Origin of the sequence: Cellulosimicrobium marinum (genome assembly GCF_020551945.1) — a bacterium.
GTDB lineage: Bacteria > Actinomycetota > Actinomycetes > Actinomycetales > Cellulomonadaceae > Cellulosimicrobium > Cellulosimicrobium marinum.
Window position 1 is genome coordinate 254,460 of sequence record NZ_JAJBZH010000002.1, and the last position, 15,274, is coordinate 269,733.

Genomic DNA, 15,274 nt, shown 5'->3' on the forward strand with positions numbered 1-15,274 from the left:
GTCGGAGAAGAGAGGTGCTGCGCGTGACAGACGCGGAAAGTCCGCCCACCGTGCGCGGCAACCATCCGGTGCTGCGACGGGCGCTCGTCGTCCTGCTGTGGGCGTGCGCGGGGGTCGCCGTCCTCATGACCGTCGGGACGTTCGTCTGGCAGGCGCCCGTCATAGGCCTGGTCGGCTCGTTGGGTGGATACCTCCCGGGGTGGTTGATCGTCGTCGCCCTGGGCGGGGTGGCCGCCGGGCTGGGCGCATGGTCCCTGCGTCGGCAGGCGCGTCTCGTGGCGGGGGTGGTGGCCTGTACGTTGTGCGCCGTCGGCGGCGGCATCGTGATCCGTGACCAGACCCAGGCCCTCGACGGTGTCGGTGTCGACGTAGTAGCTGCTGACTTCTTCGGCCCCTTCCTTGCAGCAGGCGACGGTCCGGACGACGTCGTGGAGTTCGGGCCGGTCCACGGCGAGACCACCCGCATGGGCGTATACCGCCCGTCGGTCGGCGGCGAGCGTGCCCCTGTCGTCGTTCACGTGCACGGGGGTGGCTTCACGTCAGGGGACATCGACGACGATTCCGCCTTCGCGCGATACCTCAACGACCTGGGGTATCTCGTCTTCACCCCGCACTATCTGCTCGCCACGGAGGAGCGGCCCTCGTGGGACGTTGCACCCGCGCAGATCGTGTGCGCGCTGCAGAAGGTGGGCGAGATCGCGGCCGAGTACGGCGGGGACGGTGCTGAGCTGTTCGTCACGGGAAGCTCCGCAGGAGGCAACATGGCACCCATCGCAGCCAACGCGATCAGCGCGGGCGAAGACCTCGGGGCGGACTGTGGCCCGATGCCCGTGGTGTCTGCCGTCGCCATCAGCATCCCCGCGACCGACGTGGGGTTCGCCGAAGGTACGCCGTACGCGATCAGCGGCGATCTCGCGCGCGACTTCGCGGAGGCCTACACCGGTGGGACGCCTGAGGAGGTGCCGGACCGCTACGCGGCCGTGGACGCCGCCGGCTCGCTGACACCCGAGTCGCCGCCGACGCTCCTGGTGTTCGGAGAGAACGACTGGCTCGTCGCGTCGCAGGCCTCGTTGACCTATGCGCAGCGCGCCCGTGCGCTCGGGGTCGACGTCCAGGCGGTCGGTGTTCCCTGGACGGGTCACCTCATCGGTCTCAGCGGTGCTGGCTCCCGGGCGATCGCCGAGCTGACCGCGAGATGGTTCGTGGAGCACTGAGCCCACCGACCGGAGGCCGTCGTAGTGACGACCTGGTCGGGCTCACGACACCGCACGCGGTGTTCACCTCGCCGTCGGCTCGTGCTCGACCGGCTGCCACCTGCCGTCCCTAGCGTCAGGCGCGCGGCACGCGGTCGCGTGCCCGTCGTCGGAGAAGGGAACGGACCCGTGAACCGTCGTACCCCCGTCCTGGCCGCCGCGCTCGCGGCCCTGCTCGCGTGCGGCACCGGAGCGGCCGCGAGCGCCGCCCCCGCGACGCCGCCGCCCGGTACGGACCTGCCGGTGTTCGACGTGCAGGCGCACCGCGGCGGCGTCGGGCTGAACGTGGAGAGCTCGGTGGCGTCGTTCTCGGAGGCGCTGCGGATGGGCGTCACGACGCTGGAGCTGGACGTGCAGATCACGGAGGACGGGTACGCCGTCGTGACGCACGACCGGCGCACCACCGCCGCGGTGTGCCGCGACACGGCACCGGCGATGCCGGGCGACCCCGACTTCCCGTACGTGGGGAAGTACGTCAAGGACCTCACGCTGGCCCAGGTGCGCACGCTGGACTGCGGGTCGGTGACGAAGCCGCAGTTCCCCGAGCAGGAGCCGTCGCCGGGTGCCCGCATGATGCTGCTCACCGAGGTGTTCGACCTGGTGCGCGACCACGGCGCCGACGACGTCATGCTCAACGTCGAGACGAAGGTCGAGGCGGGCGCCCCGCACGAGACGGCGCCGCGCGAGCAGTTCGTCCAGGTGGTCACGGACCTCGTGCGCTCCGAGGGGATGGCGGACCAGGTGACGATCCAGTCGTTCGACTGGGGTGCGCTCATGCGGGTGCGGGAGGTCATGCCGGAGCTGCCGATCGTCGCGCTGACGAACGGTCAGCAGTTCCTCCAGGTGGGGATGCCGGGCGCGTCGCCGTGGCTCGGCGGGATCGACATCGACGACTTCGACGGCGACCTCGTCGCAGCGGTCGACTCGTTCGGCGCCGACGCGCTCTCCCCGGTGCACGGCGCCCCCCAGAACGGCTCGGTCGACGACCCGGGCTACGTCCCGTTCACCACGCAGGAGCTCGTCGACGACGCGCACGCCGCCGGGATCCGCGTCGTGCCGTGGACGGTCGACGACCGCGCGACGATGGAGCACCTGGTCGACCTCGGCGTCGACGGCCTCATCACGGACCGCCCCGACGTGCTGCGCGACGTCCTCGCCGACCGTGGCTACGACCTGCCCGCCGGGTACACCTGGGCGGGCGAGACCGGGCTCGTGGACCTCGTCGCCCAGGCGCGCTGCCTGGGCGGGCGCGCCTACGTCGCGGTGAAGGCCGTCAACGGCGAGCCCGCGCCCGTCGAGGTCCGCCTCGCCACGCCCTACGGCACGGCCCTGAGGGCCGGCGTGCGGCCCGACGCCGCCGCGTTCGCCCAGGTCAACGCCCGGGCCGCGAGCATCCCCGCCGGGCAGGTGACGGTCACCGCGTCGGTCGGGGGCGCCGTCGGGCACGACGCCGCGCGCCCCCTGGCGTACGACGGCGTCACCTGCTGACCCGCCCTCCCGGGACCGGCCGGGCCGCGCGTGTCACACGCGCGGCCCGGCCGGTGTCTTGATGCCGAACGCACCGAGACACCAGGAGGAACGATGACGAGCACGACCAGCAGGGCCGCCACGACCACCACGACCGGTGGCGCGCGGGTCCCCGCGATCGAGATGACGGGCGTCTACGGGGTCCTCGTGCGGACGACGACCCGCCGGATGTTCGGCCAGGTCCCCGACTCCGTCGGCGTCCTGTGGAACCACCCCAAGGTCTTCAAGGACCTCATGGGCCTCGGGCGCAAGGCGGAGAAGTGGGGCGCGCTCGACCCGACCCTGTCGACGTTCGCGCACATGGCCGCCGCCGCGGCCGTCGGGTGCAGCTTCTGCCTCGACCTGCACTACTTCCTCGCGCACGACCACGGCCTCGACGAGACGCGGGCGCGCGAGGTGCCGCGGTGGCGCGAGTCCGACGTCTTCACGCCCACCGAGCGGCGCGTCATGGAGTACGCCGAGGCGATGTGCCGCACCCCGGTCGAGGTGAGCGACGAGCTCTCCGCCGCCCTGCTCGACGAGCTCGGGCCGGCGGGGCTCGTCGAGCTCGCCGCGAAGGCCGCCATGATGAACGCGACCGGGCGCATGAACATCGCCCTGGGCATCCGGTCGCAGGAGTTCGCGGCGTCGTGCGGGCTGCCGCCGCTCGCGCCGCGCTCGACCGGCACCCCGACGGGCAGCGGGGCAGGCGAGGGTGGCAGGCTGACCGCATGACCGACGACCCGTTCGTCACCCACCGCAACCTGCTCTTCACCGTCGCCTACGAGATGCTCGGCTCGGCCGCCGACGCGGAGGACGTCGTGCAGGACGCGTGGCTGCGGTGGTCCGCCGTCGACCCGCACGAGGTGCGCGACGCGCGCGCGTACCTCGTGCGGGTCGTCACGCGCCAGGCGCTCAACCGCCTGCGCACCGTCGCGCGCCGGCGCGAGGACTACGTCGGCGAGTGGCTCCCCGAACCGCTCCTCACCACCCCGGACGTGGCTGACGACGTCGAGCTCGCCGAGAGCGTCTCCCTCGCCATGCTCACCGTGCTGGAGACGCTGCGGCCCGCCGAGCGGGCCGTGTTCGTGCTGCGCGAGGTGTTCGACGTCCCCTACGACGAGATCGCCGAGGCCCTCGACCGCACGCCCGCCGCCGTGCGGCAGATCGCGCACCGGGCCCGCGACCATGTCGCCGCGCGTCGGCCGCGCGTGCGGGTCGACCACACCGAGCAGCGCGCCGTCGTCGACCGGTTCCTCGCCGCGCTCGCCACCGGCGACGTGCAGGGCCTCCTCGACGTGCTCGCCCCCGACGTCGTGCTCCTGGCCGACGGCGGCGGCGTCGTCACCGCGGCCCGTCGCCCGATCGTCGGCGCCGACCGCATCGCGCGCTACCTCGTGGGCGGGCTCGCCAAGGAGCGCGGCACGGTCGTCGCGCACCCCGCATGGGTCAACGGGGCGCCCGGCCTGCGGCTGGAGGTCGACGGGGCGCTCGCGGGCGCCGTCGGGATCGTCGTGGAGGACGGGCGCATCACGCGTCTCTTCGGTGTCGCGAACCCGGCGAAGCTCGCCGCGTTCGACGCCGAGACGCCCCTCGTGCGGTAGGCACCACGTGCGGTAGACAGGCACCGACGACGAGGACGTCTCGCGGGGATGTCGAAACACGCGCGCCCCGTTCGACCTCGTGGTGAAGAGGCCGCCCGGCCCTTTCGCAGACAGGAGGAGGGAACCATGACGCGTGAACTCGTCTACACCGGCTTCATCACCCTCGACGGCTCCGTGGACTCGCCCGGCGGAACGTCCGAGGGCCACCCCGGCGGCGGCTGGGTCTTCGACACCGAGCTCGACCCGGAGTCGTACTCCCTCAAGGGCGAGGAGCTCGAGGAGACCACCGCGCTGCTGTTCGGCCGGCACAGCTACGAGGCGTTCTCGGGCTTCTGGCCCACGTCGGCCGACCACGCCGAGTACCAGGACCTCCCGAAGGTCGTCGTGTCCACGACGCTGCGGGACGCCGACCTCGTCGACGGGTGGGGCCCCACCACGATCCTGCGGAGCACCGCCGACGTCGCCGACCTCAAGCAGACCGACGGCGGAGCGATCTTCATCCACGGCAGCGCCGAGCTCGCCCGGCGCCTCGGCGAGGCGGGGCTGATCGACCGCTACAACCTGCTGCTGTTCCCCTACCTGCTGCCCGGCGGCAAGACGATCTTCGGCCCGCAGGGCGTCGACCGTCGCAACCTCTCGCTGCGCGAGTCCGCCACGTACGCGAACGGCGTCGTCAAGCTCGTCTACGACGTCCGCCGCTGACCCCGGCCGAGCACCGCCAACCGAATGCGCGACGTCGAGCACGAGGTTGGTGCCGTCAACGACCCGATAACGACACCAAGTTCGTGCTCGGCGAGATCAGCCCCGCGGACGGAACCACGACCGCGCTCCGGCTCAGCACTCGTGCTCATGGTCGTGCTGAAGCCTGCGCTTGCTTCGCTGCGCTTCGGCTCAGCACTCGATGACGTTGACGGCGAGGCCGCCCGTCGACGTCTCCTTGTACTTCGTCGACATGTCGACGCCGGTCTGGCGCATGGTCTCGATGACGGTGTCGAGGGAGACGACGTGCGACCCGTCGCCCTGGAGGGCGAGGCGCGCGGCGGAGACGGCGGTGCAGGCGGCGATGGCGTTGCGTTCGATGCACGGCACCTGGACGAGCCCGCCGACGGGGTCGCAGGTGAGGCCGAGGTTGTGCTCCATGGCGATCTCAGCGGCGTTCTCCACCTGGGCGGGGGTGCCGCCGAGGACGGCGCACAGTGCGCCGGCGGCCATGGAGCAGGCGGACCCGACCTCGCCCTGGCAGCCGGCCTCGGCGCCGGAGATGGAGGCGTTGCGCTTGTAGAGGGCGCCGATGGCGGCGGCGGTGAGGAGGTAGGTCCGCATGGCCCGACGGCGGCGCTCACCGTCGGCGGCGACGTCGGGGTGGGTGCGCAGGAAGTGCCGGCCGACGGCGGGGATGATGCCGGCGGCGCCGTTGGTGGGTGCGGTGACGACGCGTCGCCCGTCGGCGTTCTCCTCGTTGACGGCCATGGCGTACGCCTGCAACCACTCGATGGTGGTGTCGGCGCCGCGTTCGTCGGCGGCCTCGAGGCGTTCGCGCTGCGCCCGGGCGCGTCGTTGGACGCCGAGCCGGCCGGGCAGGACGCCTTGGCGGTCGAGGCCGGCGTCGACGCAGGCGCTCATCGTGTCCCAGATCCGGTCGACGCCCGCGCCGGCGGTGTCGGCTCCGTGCAGCGCGACCTCGTTCGTCCAGGCGACGCGGGCGATCGACGTCTCGTCGCGCTCGCAGTGTGCGAGGAGCTCGGCGGCGTTCGCGAACGGCAGGGGTACGCCGTCCGGCTCGGTCGCCGGGTCGATGGTCTCGCCGGCGAGCTCGGCGCCGACCTGTGCGGCCTCGTTGGCCGACGCCGCCTCCAGCTCGGCGGCGGTGAGGACGAACCCGCCGCCGACGGAGTAGTACACCTCCTCGGCGAGGACCCCGCCCTGTGCGTCGAGCGCGGTGCAGCGCATCCCGTTGGGGTGGCCGGGCATGCGGGTGAGGGGGGCGAGGCGCACGTCGTCCTGGCGGATCGTCACGTCGTGCCGGCCCAGCAGCGACACCCTGGCGCCGTCGCCGAGCTTGTCCCACCCGCCGGGGACACGGTCGGGGTCGCACGTCTCGGCCTCGAGGCCGAGCAGTCCGGCGACGACGGCGTCGGGCGTCCCGTGGCCGATGCCGGTGGCGCCGAGCGACCCGCACAGCACCACCCGGACGCCCGCGACGTCGTCCAGGGTCCCGGTGGCGTCCAGGCCGGACACGAACGCCCGTGCCGCGCGCATCGGTCCCACGGTGTGCGAGCTCGACGGCCCGATGCCGACGGAGAACAGGTCGAGGACGGAGACGTACGAGCTCATGGATCCATGGTCGCACCCCGTCTCACGATGTGGGCCGCCCGCCGGTGCGGCCGAGCACGACCGGGCACGTCGCGAGGTGGTCGTCGACGAGCCCGCAGGCCTGCATCGCCGCGTACGCGGTGGTGGGGCCGACGAACCGGAAGCCGGCCTTCTTCAGCGCCTTGGACAGCGCGAGCGACTCCGGGGTCCACCCGGGGACCGCGTCCCAGGTCGGAGGTCGTTCGGCACGCGGTGGGGGAGCGAACGACCAGACGAGGTCGTCGAGCGTGCGTCCCGCGGCGTGGAGGTCGAGCAGGGCGCGCGCGTTGGTGATCGTCGCCTCGATCTTCTGCCGGTTCCGGATGATGCCGGCGTCGCCGAGCAGGCGCGCGACGTCGGAGTCGTCGAACGACGCCACCGTCTCGGGGTCGAACCCGGCGAACGCGGTCCGGAACGCAGGTCGCTTGCGCAGCACGGTGATCCACGACAGCCCGGCCTGGAACCCCTCGAGCGCGACCCGCTCGAACAGGGCCTGCTCGCCGTGCACCGGGACCGCCCACTCGGTGTCGTGGTACTCCTCGTAGAGCGGGTCGCCGTCGCCGAAGCAGCGGGCGCCGGGTGCGGGGGTGGGCGGGGCGCCGTCGGGCACGGCGGCGGGGGTGTCGGAGGTCATGGCCCCACTGTGCCGTGACCGCCTGACACGTGTCGCCGGCGCCGCCGCTGCTGGGGACCGCGCGCGCCGGAGCGGGGCCTGTGGACGGCCAGGGGCGCTCAGTCCGCGGCGACGGGCGGGGCGAGCGTGAGCGCCGAGATCGCCCGGAGCGCGGCGAGGTGGTCGTCGAGGGCCGTGCGGCCCGCGGTGGTCAGCCGCGCCCAGGTGCGGGGGCGGCGCCCGGAGCGCTCCTTGGAGATCTCGACGTACCCGGCCGCCTCGAGCGCGGCGAGCTGCTTGGACAGCGTGGGGTCGGTGAGCTCGACGGCGTCCCGCAGGCTGCGGAAGTCGGCCCGGTCGACGCCGGCGAGCGCCGCGACGAGGGACAGGCGGACCGGGGACTGGAGGACGTCGTCGAGGTCGTGGCGGGGGTGCCCGGCGCTGCTCATGCCGCGCCGTCCGGGACGGGTGCGCGGGTCGGGGCCGGGGCGGGCCACCAGGCGGCGGCGAGCAGGGGGGCGGCCGTGACGAGCGCCGCGGGAACCCAGTACGCCACCGCGTCGGGGAACGCGAGCAGCCCGACGGCGAGGGCGGCGCCGTACGTGGCGGACCACAGGCCCGCGCCCGTGCCGATGCGCCGCCCGGCGGCGGCGTCGCTGAACCCCTGCCGGCGCACCCAGAGCACGCCGACGGTGACGAGGGCGGCCCAGCCCGACAGGCCGACGAGGAGCCCGACCGGGCCTCCGAGACCGATCGCGAGCACGAGGGCGATGCTTCCCGCCGCCCAGGCCGTGAGGTAGGTGCGGACCCAGCGCCAGGCGGCGGCCCGGGTCGTCGCGGTGAGCCGCGCGGCGTGGTCGAGGCGGTCGCGGGCGCCCTGGGCGTCGAACGGAGCGGTGTGCTGGTCCATGGTTGCTATCTCAGCACGTGCTTTCCGTTATGGCAAGTGCGTGCCGACGCGACAACCCGCCCGTGGTCGTGGGTTCCGACGCGTCCCGCGGCGGGGCACACTGGTCCCCGGTCCGCCCACGCCCCAGGAGCCCGCATGTCCGACGCCGTCCTCGCCGCGCTCGCCGCCGCCGTCCAGGTCTCGCCCGACAGCGCGCCGCTGCGCGTGCACTACGCGTCCCTGCTGCTCGACGCGGGCCGCACGATCGAGGCGATCGACCAGGCGAGCGCCGCGCTGCGCCTCGACCCGGCGAGCGCCGAGGCCGTCGGTCTCCTCCAGCGCGCGGCCGCCGCTGCCGGCACGACGACGGCACCCGCCTCGGTCCCCCCGGTCGCCCCGGCGGGTGGCGACCCGGCGGACCGGGCCGACGACGCGCCGTCGGGCATCGACTGGACGCGGCTCGAGTCCGAGCTCGACGTGGACGTCCCGCCCCCGTTCGTCACGCCGACCACCGAGCAGCCCACCACGCAGCCCACCGAGCCGTCCGTCCTGCCGCCCGGCCCTCCCCGCCCCGTGCCCGTGCGCGACGACGGGCCCGACGACGGCGAGGGCCTGCTCGAGGTGTCCCGCGAGACGGTGACGCTCGCCGACGTCGGCGGCCTGGAACCCGTGAAGCAGCGCATCCGGGAGGCGTTCCTGGAACCGATGCGCCACCAGGCCGTCGCGCGCGCGTTCGGCAAGTCGCTGCGCGGCGGGCTCCTGCTCTACGGGCCGCCCGGCACCGGCAAGACGTACATGGCGCGCGCCGTCGCGGGCGAGCTCGGGGCGCGCTTCCTCACGGTCACGCTCGCGGACATCCTCGACAAGTACATCGGGGAGAGCGAGCAGAACCTGCACGCGCTGTTCCAGAAGGCGCGCCGCCTCGCGCCCGCGGTGCTGTTCCTCGACGAGGTCGACGCGATCGGCGGCAAGCGCGCCCAGTACTCGGGGTCGTCGGGCATGCGGACGGTCGTCAACCAGCTCCTGCAGGAGATGGACGGCATCGGGTCGGACAACGACGGGCTGTTCGTGCTCGGTGCGACGAACCACCCGTGGGACGTCGACACCGCGCTGCTGCGCCCCGGCCGGTTCGACCGCGTCGTCCTCGTGCTTCCGCCCGACGAGCCCGCGCGCGAGGCGATCCTGCGCCACCACCTCTCGGGGCGCCCGGTCGCGGGCATCGACCTGCGGTCGGTCGTCGGCCGCACGGACGGGTTCTCGGGCGCCGACCTCGAGCACCTCGCCGCGACCGCCGCGGAGAAGGCCATGATGGACTCGATCGCGACCGGGCAGGTGCGGCCCATCACCATGGCCGACCTCGATTCCGCCCTCGCGGACGTGCGCCCGTCCACGACCGCCTGGCTGCAGTCCGCGCGCAACGTCGTGACGTTCGCGAACGACGACGGCCGCTACGACGACCTCGCCGCGTACCTGCGCGCGCGACGCATGCTCTGACGCGCCGACCGTGAGCACCACGACCGACCCGCGCGCCGTCGTCTCCCGCGCGGAGATGCTCGTCCAGATGGGGCGGCCCGAGCGGGCCCTCGACGAGGTCGACGCCGCGCTCGCGACCCTGCCCGACGACGCGCAGCTCCTCGCGACCGGCGCGTGGGTCCGCCTGCGCCTCCAGCGTTCCGCCGAGGCGCTGCCGATGCTCGAGCAGGTCGTGGGCCGGCGCCCCGAGGCGCACGGCGCGCTCCACCTGCTGTCCGTCGCGCGCCAGAACACCGGGGACGTCGCGGGTGCGCGCACCGCCGCGGCGTCGGCGCTCGCACTCGATCCCGACGAGCCGCGCTACCACCTCCAGCTCGCCGACGCGCACCTGTCGGGGCGCGTGCGCGGCGCCGACCGCCGCCTGGCCCGCGAGCGCATCGGCTCCGCGCTCGCGTTCGCCGCCGAGGACCCGGACCGCCTCGCGCAGGCCGCCCGCCTGCGCTCGCGGCTCGGGGAGGACGACGCCGCGCGCGCCCTCGTGCGCCAGGGCCTCGCCGTCGCGCCGCAGCACGAGGACCTGCTGTACCTCGACGCGGCGCTCGCGCTCGACGCGGGCCGCAGCGCGAAGGGGTACAGCGGCGTCCTCGCGGCGAACCCCGAGCACGCGGAGGCCGGGTACCTGCTGCACCTCGGCGTGTGGCAGCAGGTGCTGCGCCTCGTCGAGATGCCGGTGCTGCTCGTCGGGGCGGTCGCGCTCGTCGTCGCGTTCTCGATGACCGACGCCCACGTGGGGTCCGTGCCTCTGTGGGGGATCGTCGTGCTGCTGTGGACGGCCGTCACGGCGATCCGGGTGCTGCCCGTGCTGCTCCAGGTGCCGCGCGGGCTGCTGCGCCGCACCCTGCGCCGGACGCCGCTGCGGGGCGGCACGGTCGTCGCGGTCGCTGTCGGCTGGGCGGGCGTGCTCGCGGGGCTCGCGCTGCTGTACGTCGTGCGGGACGCGGTGGCGGTGCGCTGGTCGCTCGTCGGGCTCGCCGCGGTGCTCGTCGTGTCGACCGTGACGTCGGCGCTGCTCCACGCGACGGTGCTCACGCAGGCGCGCGAGCTCGGCCACCTCCCGCCCGGCCCGGTCGGCACGGCGCGGGTCGCGGCCCTGAGGCGGGCGCTGCGCGCCGCCGTGGTGCGACGCACGGTGGTCCTGTCCCTCGTGGCGGTCGTCGTCGCGGCGATCGGCCCGGGCGGGCTCGCGCGCGAGGACGCGCGTCCCATCGCGGCGCTCGCCGCGGTCGCCTACGTCCTCCCGGCGGTGGTCGGGCTGTGGGTCGCCTGGCGGTTCGCGGCGCGGCTGCGCGCGGAGCCCGACGACGGCCCGCCCGTGAGCGCGGCGTCGGCGGCCCGCGCGGGGCTGGGCGCGGCGGTCCTCGTCGCCACGACCGCGCTCCTCGTCCTCGCGGGGGCTGCCGCCCTCCTCGCGGTGCCCGTCACGCCGAACGCGCACGACGTCGACGGGCGCTACGTCCAGACCCCGCCCGCCCCGCGCGACCCCGACTCCGACGTCCAGGAGTGCACCGGGCGCCCGGTCACGCGCCTGTCGTGCCTCCAGGAGAACAACCGCATCCGCCAGGAGGAGATGCGCGAACGGCTCGACGACATCGACATCCCGACGTTCGACGTCCCCGAGCTTGAGCTCCCCGATGTCGACGTGCCGAGCCTCCCGCCCGTCGACGGCGGGGAGAACTTCGCCCCCTAGGCCCGCTGGCCACCCGAGAGCCGGGGCGCTCCCGCCCGCGGGCTCAGGCCTGCCCGCGTGAGGCCAGGCGTCGGGCGACGAACACCTCGACGCCGTCCAGCACGATCGCGAGGCTCGCGCCGAAGTCGCTCTCCCAGTCGTCAGGGGTCGACGGCGCGCCCGCGTCGGCGGGCTGGGCGGCAGGGTGGGAGACGGTGGCGGCGGGTGGATCCGCGGTGAGCGCGGCGACGAGGTCGGGGTACTCCTGCGGCGTCGCGAAGTGCCGGAGCACGGTCTCGAAGTCGTAGTACGGGTTGGCCTGCGTGAGCGCGGTCGGATCGAGGGCGTCCGCGGGCGTGTCGTCGGGCAGCCCTTCCCGGAGCCGGACGACCGCCGCCGCGGCACGCCGGGTCTCGACGACCACCCGCGCCTCGGCGAGGACGTGCTGGGCGAGCAGGCCGACGACCTGCAGCTTCTCGTCGGTCGTGAGGTCGAGGTCGCGCAGGATCGCGAAGGCGCGGTCGATCCACCGCACGCGGTGCGGACCCAGGCGCACCGCGGGCAGGGGCAGGTCGATGTACCAGGGTCGGGAGACGACGCCCTCGACCTGCGCGCGCGTCCACGCCTCGAGGTCGGCGCGCCAGCCGAGCCCCGAGGTCTCCGGGAGCACGAGGTCGGCCGCGGCGGCGTCGGCCATGAGGGACAGGAGCTCGTCCTTGCTCGCGACGTACCGGTACAGCGCCATCGACGAGTAGCCGAGCGTCTCCGCGACGCGCGCCATCGAGACCGCGTCGAGCCCCTCGGCGTCGGCGAGCGCGACGGCGGCCCGTGCGATCCGGTCGACGCTCAGCGCGGGCTTGGGCCCGCGGCGTCGGGGCGCCTCCTGTCCCCAGAGCCGCTGGAGCACGGGCGAGGACTCGGGTTCGGGAGCCGGCCGGGCGGGGTCGTCCATGGGGTCATCCTCTCGCGGGTGTTGACCAGGGCGCGAACTGTGTCTACCGTAAACATAACTGGTACTGCCATAAACAGTTTCGTCCCTACGCACAGAGGAGTGCTCATGGCACCGCCGCTCGTCCAGGCCACCGGCCTCCGCAAGACCTTCGGCACCCGCACACCCGTCCCCGTCCTCGCAGGCGTCGACGTCACCCTCGACGAGGGCGAGGTCCTCGCCCTGCTCGGCCCCAACGGCGCCGGCAAGACCACGACCGTCCGCATCCTCGCCACCCTCCTGCGCCCCGACGCCGGCACCGCCACCGTCGCCGGCCACGACGTGGTGCACGACGCCGCGCGCGTCCGCGAGGTCATCTCCCTCACCGGCCAGTACGCCGCCGTCGACGAGAAGCAGACCGGCCGCGAGAACCTCACGATGATGGGACACCTCGCCCACCTGCCCCGCCGGGCCGTCCGCACCCGCGTCGACGACCTCCTCGACGCGTTCGACCTCGCCGGTGCCGCCGACCGCCGCGTCGCCACCTACTCCGGCGGCATGCGCCGCCGCCTCGACCTCGCCGCCGGGCTGCTCACCCGACCCCGCGTCATGTTCCTCGACGAGCCCACCACCGGCCTCGACCCGCGCAGCCGCCAGACCATGTGGGAGGTGGTGCGGCAGGTCGTCGCCGACGGCACCAGCCTGTTCCTCACCACCCAGTACCTGGAGGAGGCCGACCAGCTCGCCGACCGCGTCGCCCTCCTCGACGACGGCCGAGTCGTCGCCGAGGGCGCCCCCGCCGGCCTCAAGCGCCGCGTCGGCGACGCGAGCATCGAGCTCACCTTCGCGTCGGCCGCGGATGCCCGTGTGGTCGGGTCCGCGGGCCTGGTCGGGTCTGCGGCTGTGGTCGGGTCCGCCGCGGTGGTCGGGTCCGCGGGCGAGGGCACGGAGGTGCTCGGGCTGGCCGCGCCGTCACCCGAGCCTCTCGGCCGGCAGTTCGCGAGCGCGGCTTCGACGCCCTTCGCATCCTCCGTCCCCTCGCCCGCTCCCACGCCTGCTCCGCCGCCGGGGCAGGTCCGCAGCGGTGACACGGCCGCAGAGCGGGTGGGCGGTCGGCCGGAGGGGGCGAAGGGCGTGGTGGGCCTGGCGGGAGCGACGCGAGGAACGAGCGGCGCGGATGGTAGCCCGAGCCCCTCCGGCCGACCGTCGACCCGCGGGGGCGACCACCCAGTCCCACCCGACGCGCCGGTGACGCTGCGGGTGCCGACGGACGGGTCGGTGGCGCACGTGCGCGACGTGCTCGCTGCGGTGGCGGCGACGGGGGTCGAGCCGGAGCGGTGGGAGGTGCGCGAGCCGACGCTCGACGACGTGTTCCTCGCCCTGACCGGGCGCGCCGCGCGCACGCGGGACGACGCGACCGGGCGTCGGGCCGAGGAGGTGGCGGCATGACCGCCCGGACGATGCCCGCGCCGTCGGGCACCGGACTGCCTGCGCCCGCCGCCGTGCCGCGACCGGGGCGGCACGTGCTCGCCGACGCGTCCGCGATGGTCGGGCGGTCGTTGCGGCTCGTGCGGCGCGACCCGGACGAGCTGATCCTCGCGCTCGTGCTGCCGGTGATGATCATGGTGCTGTTCGTGTACGTGTTCGGCGGCGCGATGAGCGTCGGCACGGACTACGTCACGTACGCGACGCCGGGGATCGTCCTGCTGTGCGCGGGGTACGGGGCGTCGAACACGGCGATCGCGGTGGAGCAGGACATGTCGGGCGGGATCATGGACCGCTTCCGGTCGATGCCGGTCGCGAGCGCCACGGTGCTCGTGGGGCACGTCGTCGCGAGCGTGGTGAAGAACCTCGTCACCACGGCGGTGGTGCTGGGCGTCGCGTACCTCATCGGGTTCCGCGCGGACGCGACGCCGCTGGAGTGGCTGGGTGCCGTCGGCATGATCCTCGCCTACGTGGTGGCGATCACGTGCGTCGCGACGTTCGTCGGGGTGCTCGTGCGGTCGCCTGCCGCGGCGGGCGGGTTCGGCTTCTTCATGCTGTTCCTGCCGTACGTGTCGAGCGCGTTCGTGCCGCCGGAGACGATGCCGTCGTGGCTGCGCGGGTTCGCGGAGCACCAGCCGGTCACCCCGGTCATCGAGACGATCCGCGGCCTGCTCGTGGGGCTGGGGTCGGACGCGCAGCCGGTCACGGACCTGGGCCCGACGGCGACGCTCGCCCTCGCGTGGTGCGCCGGCCTGGTCGTGGTGTTCCTCGGGGGCGCGGCGTGGCTGTTCGGCCGGAGGGGGCGATGAGCGGGGCGGGGCGGGTGGAGGTCGTGCGGGCGGACGTGCTCGGCGAGCCGTTCCGCCGGCAGGTCACGGACGTGCTCGTGCGGGGGTTCGCGGACGACTTCGCCTTCTTCTCGCGCGACCCGCGCGTCCTCGGGGACGCGTTCGAGCACATGCTCATCCTCGACCGGTTCCACGTCGCGCTCGTGGACGGTGGGGTCGCGGCGGTGGCGTCGGTGACGGAGGGGGCGCAGGAGTGCTTCGCGCCGCGGCCGGGCCCGTTCCGGGCGGCGCTGGGCCGGTTGCACGGCACGGTGTCGTACCGGATCGTGCGGAGCCAGTTCCTCGGCGCGTACGACGGCGCGCGGGCCGGTCTCGCGGAGATCGGGTTCGTCACGACGGCGCCCGAGCACCAGCGCAGGGGCGTCGCGACGGCGCTCCTGCGGTCGATCCTGGGGCTGGGCTACGACGAGCTCGTGCTGCGTGACATCAAGGACACGAACGACGCCGCGCTCGGCCTGTACCGGCGGCTCGGCTTCGTGGAGTCGTCGCGTCGGCCGGTGAGGTTCGCCCGTCGGGCGGGGTTCTCGGCGTACGTGTCGCTCACCTGGCGCCAAGGCACGTGAAGGGGCGGCGGCCTCCGGTGCCCTGATGCACCGG

The 15,274-nt window shown here is 74.4% G+C and carries 15 protein-coding genes; 10 read left to right on the plus strand and 5 right to left on the minus strand.

All coding sequences use genetic code 11. The annotated features are described in order from the left end of the window. The first annotated feature begins 125 nt into the window (after positions 1 to 125). The 5 genes from LGQ04_RS05040 to LGQ04_RS05060 all read left to right on the plus strand — a co-directional run bounded on the left by LGQ04_RS05040 (position 126) and on the right by LGQ04_RS05060 (position 5,065). A complete protein-coding gene (locus LGQ04_RS05040; RefSeq protein ID WP_229242610.1) occupies positions 126 to 1,214 on the plus strand; it encodes an alpha/beta hydrolase in 1,089 nt (362 codons plus the stop codon). Positions 1,215 to 1,382: 168 nt separating this feature from the next. Next, positions 1,383 to 2,741 carry a glycerophosphodiester phosphodiesterase family protein gene (locus LGQ04_RS05045; protein ID WP_308016349.1) on the plus strand — a complete coding sequence of 453 codons (1,359 nt, stop codon included), beginning with the start codon at positions 1,383 to 1,385 and terminating at the stop codon, positions 2,739 to 2,741. 93 nt (positions 2,742 to 2,834) lie between these two features. Then, positions 2,835 to 3,494 (plus strand): carboxymuconolactone decarboxylase family protein, encoded by a 660-nt coding sequence (locus tag LGQ04_RS05050; RefSeq protein ID WP_229242611.1) that lies wholly within the window; start codon positions 2,835 to 2,837, stop codon positions 3,492 to 3,494. Next, positions 3,491 to 4,363 carry an RNA polymerase sigma-70 factor gene (locus LGQ04_RS05055; RefSeq protein WP_229242612.1) on the plus strand — a complete coding sequence of 291 codons (873 nt, stop codon included), beginning with the start codon at positions 3,491 to 3,493 and terminating at the stop codon, positions 4,361 to 4,363. Before LGQ04_RS05050 ends, LGQ04_RS05055 begins: the two co-directional genes overlap by 4 nt. A 126-nt stretch (positions 4,364 to 4,489) precedes the next feature. After that, positions 4,490 to 5,065: a dihydrofolate reductase family protein gene (locus LGQ04_RS05060; protein ID WP_229242613.1), complete on the plus strand. Its 576-nt coding sequence runs from the start codon at positions 4,490 to 4,492 to the stop codon at positions 5,063 to 5,065. 189 nt (positions 5,066 to 5,254) lie between these two features. Here LGQ04_RS05060 and LGQ04_RS05065 read toward each other — a convergent pair whose 3' ends face one another. From LGQ04_RS05065 to LGQ04_RS05080, 4 genes are all read right to left on the minus strand, one after another. Then, positions 5,255 to 6,697 carry an L-serine ammonia-lyase gene (locus tag LGQ04_RS05065; protein WP_229242614.1) on the minus strand — a complete coding sequence of 481 codons (1,443 nt, stop codon included), beginning with the start codon at positions 6,695 to 6,697 and terminating at the stop codon, positions 5,255 to 5,257. Positions 6,698 to 6,719: 22 nt separating this feature from the next. After that, on the minus strand, positions 6,720 to 7,349 hold the full coding sequence (locus tag LGQ04_RS05070; RefSeq protein WP_229242615.1) for a DNA-3-methyladenine glycosylase I: 630 nt from the start codon (positions 7,347 to 7,349) through the stop codon (positions 6,720 to 6,722). Positions 7,350 to 7,447: 98 nt separating this feature from the next. Beyond that, entirely contained in the window at positions 7,448 to 7,777 is a 330-nt protein-coding gene (locus LGQ04_RS05075; RefSeq protein WP_229242616.1) for a winged helix-turn-helix domain-containing protein, read from the minus strand. Next, positions 7,774 to 8,238 carry a hypothetical protein gene (locus LGQ04_RS05080; protein ID WP_229242617.1) on the minus strand — a complete coding sequence of 155 codons (465 nt, stop codon included), beginning with the start codon at positions 8,236 to 8,238 and terminating at the stop codon, positions 7,774 to 7,776. Before LGQ04_RS05080 ends, LGQ04_RS05075 begins: the two co-directional genes overlap by 4 nt. Positions 8,239 to 8,373: 135 nt before the next feature. Between LGQ04_RS05080 and LGQ04_RS05085 the strand changes: the two genes are divergently transcribed. Both LGQ04_RS05085 and LGQ04_RS05090 read left to right on the plus strand, forming a co-directional pair. After that, positions 8,374 to 9,711, plus strand: a complete 1,338-nt coding sequence (locus LGQ04_RS05085; protein WP_229242618.1) for an ATP-binding protein — start codon at positions 8,374 to 8,376, stop codon at positions 9,709 to 9,711. Between the two features lie 10 nt (positions 9,712 to 9,721). Further along, a complete protein-coding gene (locus LGQ04_RS05090; RefSeq protein WP_229242619.1) occupies positions 9,722 to 11,437 on the plus strand; it encodes a CHAT domain-containing protein in 1,716 nt (571 codons plus the stop codon). Positions 11,438 to 11,480: 43 nt separating this feature from the next. Here the strand turns inward: LGQ04_RS05090 and LGQ04_RS05095 are convergent, their stop codons facing one another. Then, positions 11,481 to 12,368 (minus strand): TetR/AcrR family transcriptional regulator, encoded by an 888-nt coding sequence (locus LGQ04_RS05095; RefSeq protein ID WP_229242620.1) that lies wholly within the window; start codon positions 12,366 to 12,368, stop codon positions 11,481 to 11,483. A gap of 105 nt (positions 12,369 to 12,473) precedes the next feature. Between LGQ04_RS05095 and LGQ04_RS17650 the strand changes: the two genes are divergently transcribed. From LGQ04_RS17650 to LGQ04_RS05110, 3 genes are read left to right on the plus strand one after another with little or no spacing between them, the layout of a single operon-like run. Then, positions 12,474 to 13,793: an ABC transporter ATP-binding protein gene (locus LGQ04_RS17650; protein WP_308016350.1), complete on the plus strand. Its 1,320-nt coding sequence runs from the start codon at positions 12,474 to 12,476 to the stop codon at positions 13,791 to 13,793. Beyond that, positions 13,790 to 14,638, plus strand: coding sequence for an ABC transporter permease (locus LGQ04_RS05105; RefSeq protein ID WP_229242621.1), 849 nt, complete (start codon positions 13,790 to 13,792; stop codon positions 14,636 to 14,638). Before LGQ04_RS17650 ends, LGQ04_RS05105 begins: the two co-directional genes overlap by 4 nt. After that, positions 14,635 to 15,240, plus strand: a complete 606-nt coding sequence (locus LGQ04_RS05110) for a GNAT family N-acetyltransferase (RefSeq protein WP_229242622.1) — start codon at positions 14,635 to 14,637, stop codon at positions 15,238 to 15,240. Before LGQ04_RS05105 ends, LGQ04_RS05110 begins: the two co-directional genes overlap by 4 nt. Positions 15,241 to 15,274 lie beyond the last annotated feature (34 nt).

Coding starts and splice junctions, on each gene's coding strand:
- LGQ04_RS05065 (WP_229242614.1), bottom strand. CDS start 6,697: ATGAGCTCGTACGTCTCCGTCCTCGACCTGTTCTCCGTCGGCATCGGG.
- LGQ04_RS05095 (WP_229242620.1), bottom strand. CDS start 12,368: ATGGACGACCCCGCCCGGCCGGCTCCCGAACCCGAGTCCTCGCCCGTG.
- LGQ04_RS05050 (WP_229242611.1), top strand. CDS start 2,835: ATGACGAGCACGACCAGCAGGGCCGCCACGACCACCACGACCGGTGGC.
- LGQ04_RS05060 (WP_229242613.1), top strand. CDS start 4,490: ATGACGCGTGAACTCGTCTACACCGGCTTCATCACCCTCGACGGCTCC.
- LGQ04_RS05055 (WP_229242612.1), top strand. CDS start 3,491: ATGACCGACGACCCGTTCGTCACCCACCGCAACCTGCTCTTCACCGTC.
- LGQ04_RS05105 (WP_229242621.1), top strand. CDS start 13,790: ATGACCGCCCGGACGATGCCCGCGCCGTCGGGCACCGGACTGCCTGCG.
- LGQ04_RS05085 (WP_229242618.1), top strand. CDS start 8,374: ATGTCCGACGCCGTCCTCGCCGCGCTCGCCGCCGCCGTCCAGGTCTCG.
- LGQ04_RS05110 (WP_229242622.1), top strand. CDS start 14,635: ATGAGCGGGGCGGGGCGGGTGGAGGTCGTGCGGGCGGACGTGCTCGGC.
- LGQ04_RS05040 (WP_229242610.1), top strand. CDS start 126: ATGACCGTCGGGACGTTCGTCTGGCAGGCGCCCGTCATAGGCCTGGTC.
- LGQ04_RS05075 (WP_229242616.1), bottom strand. CDS start 7,777: ATGAGCAGCGCCGGGCACCCCCGCCACGACCTCGACGACGTCCTCCAG.
- LGQ04_RS05070 (WP_229242615.1), bottom strand. CDS start 7,349: ATGACCTCCGACACCCCCGCCGCCGTGCCCGACGGCGCCCCGCCCACC.
- LGQ04_RS17650 (WP_308016350.1), top strand. CDS start 12,474: ATGGCACCGCCGCTCGTCCAGGCCACCGGCCTCCGCAAGACCTTCGGC.
- LGQ04_RS05080 (WP_229242617.1), bottom strand. CDS start 8,238: ATGGACCAGCACACCGCTCCGTTCGACGCCCAGGGCGCCCGCGACCGC.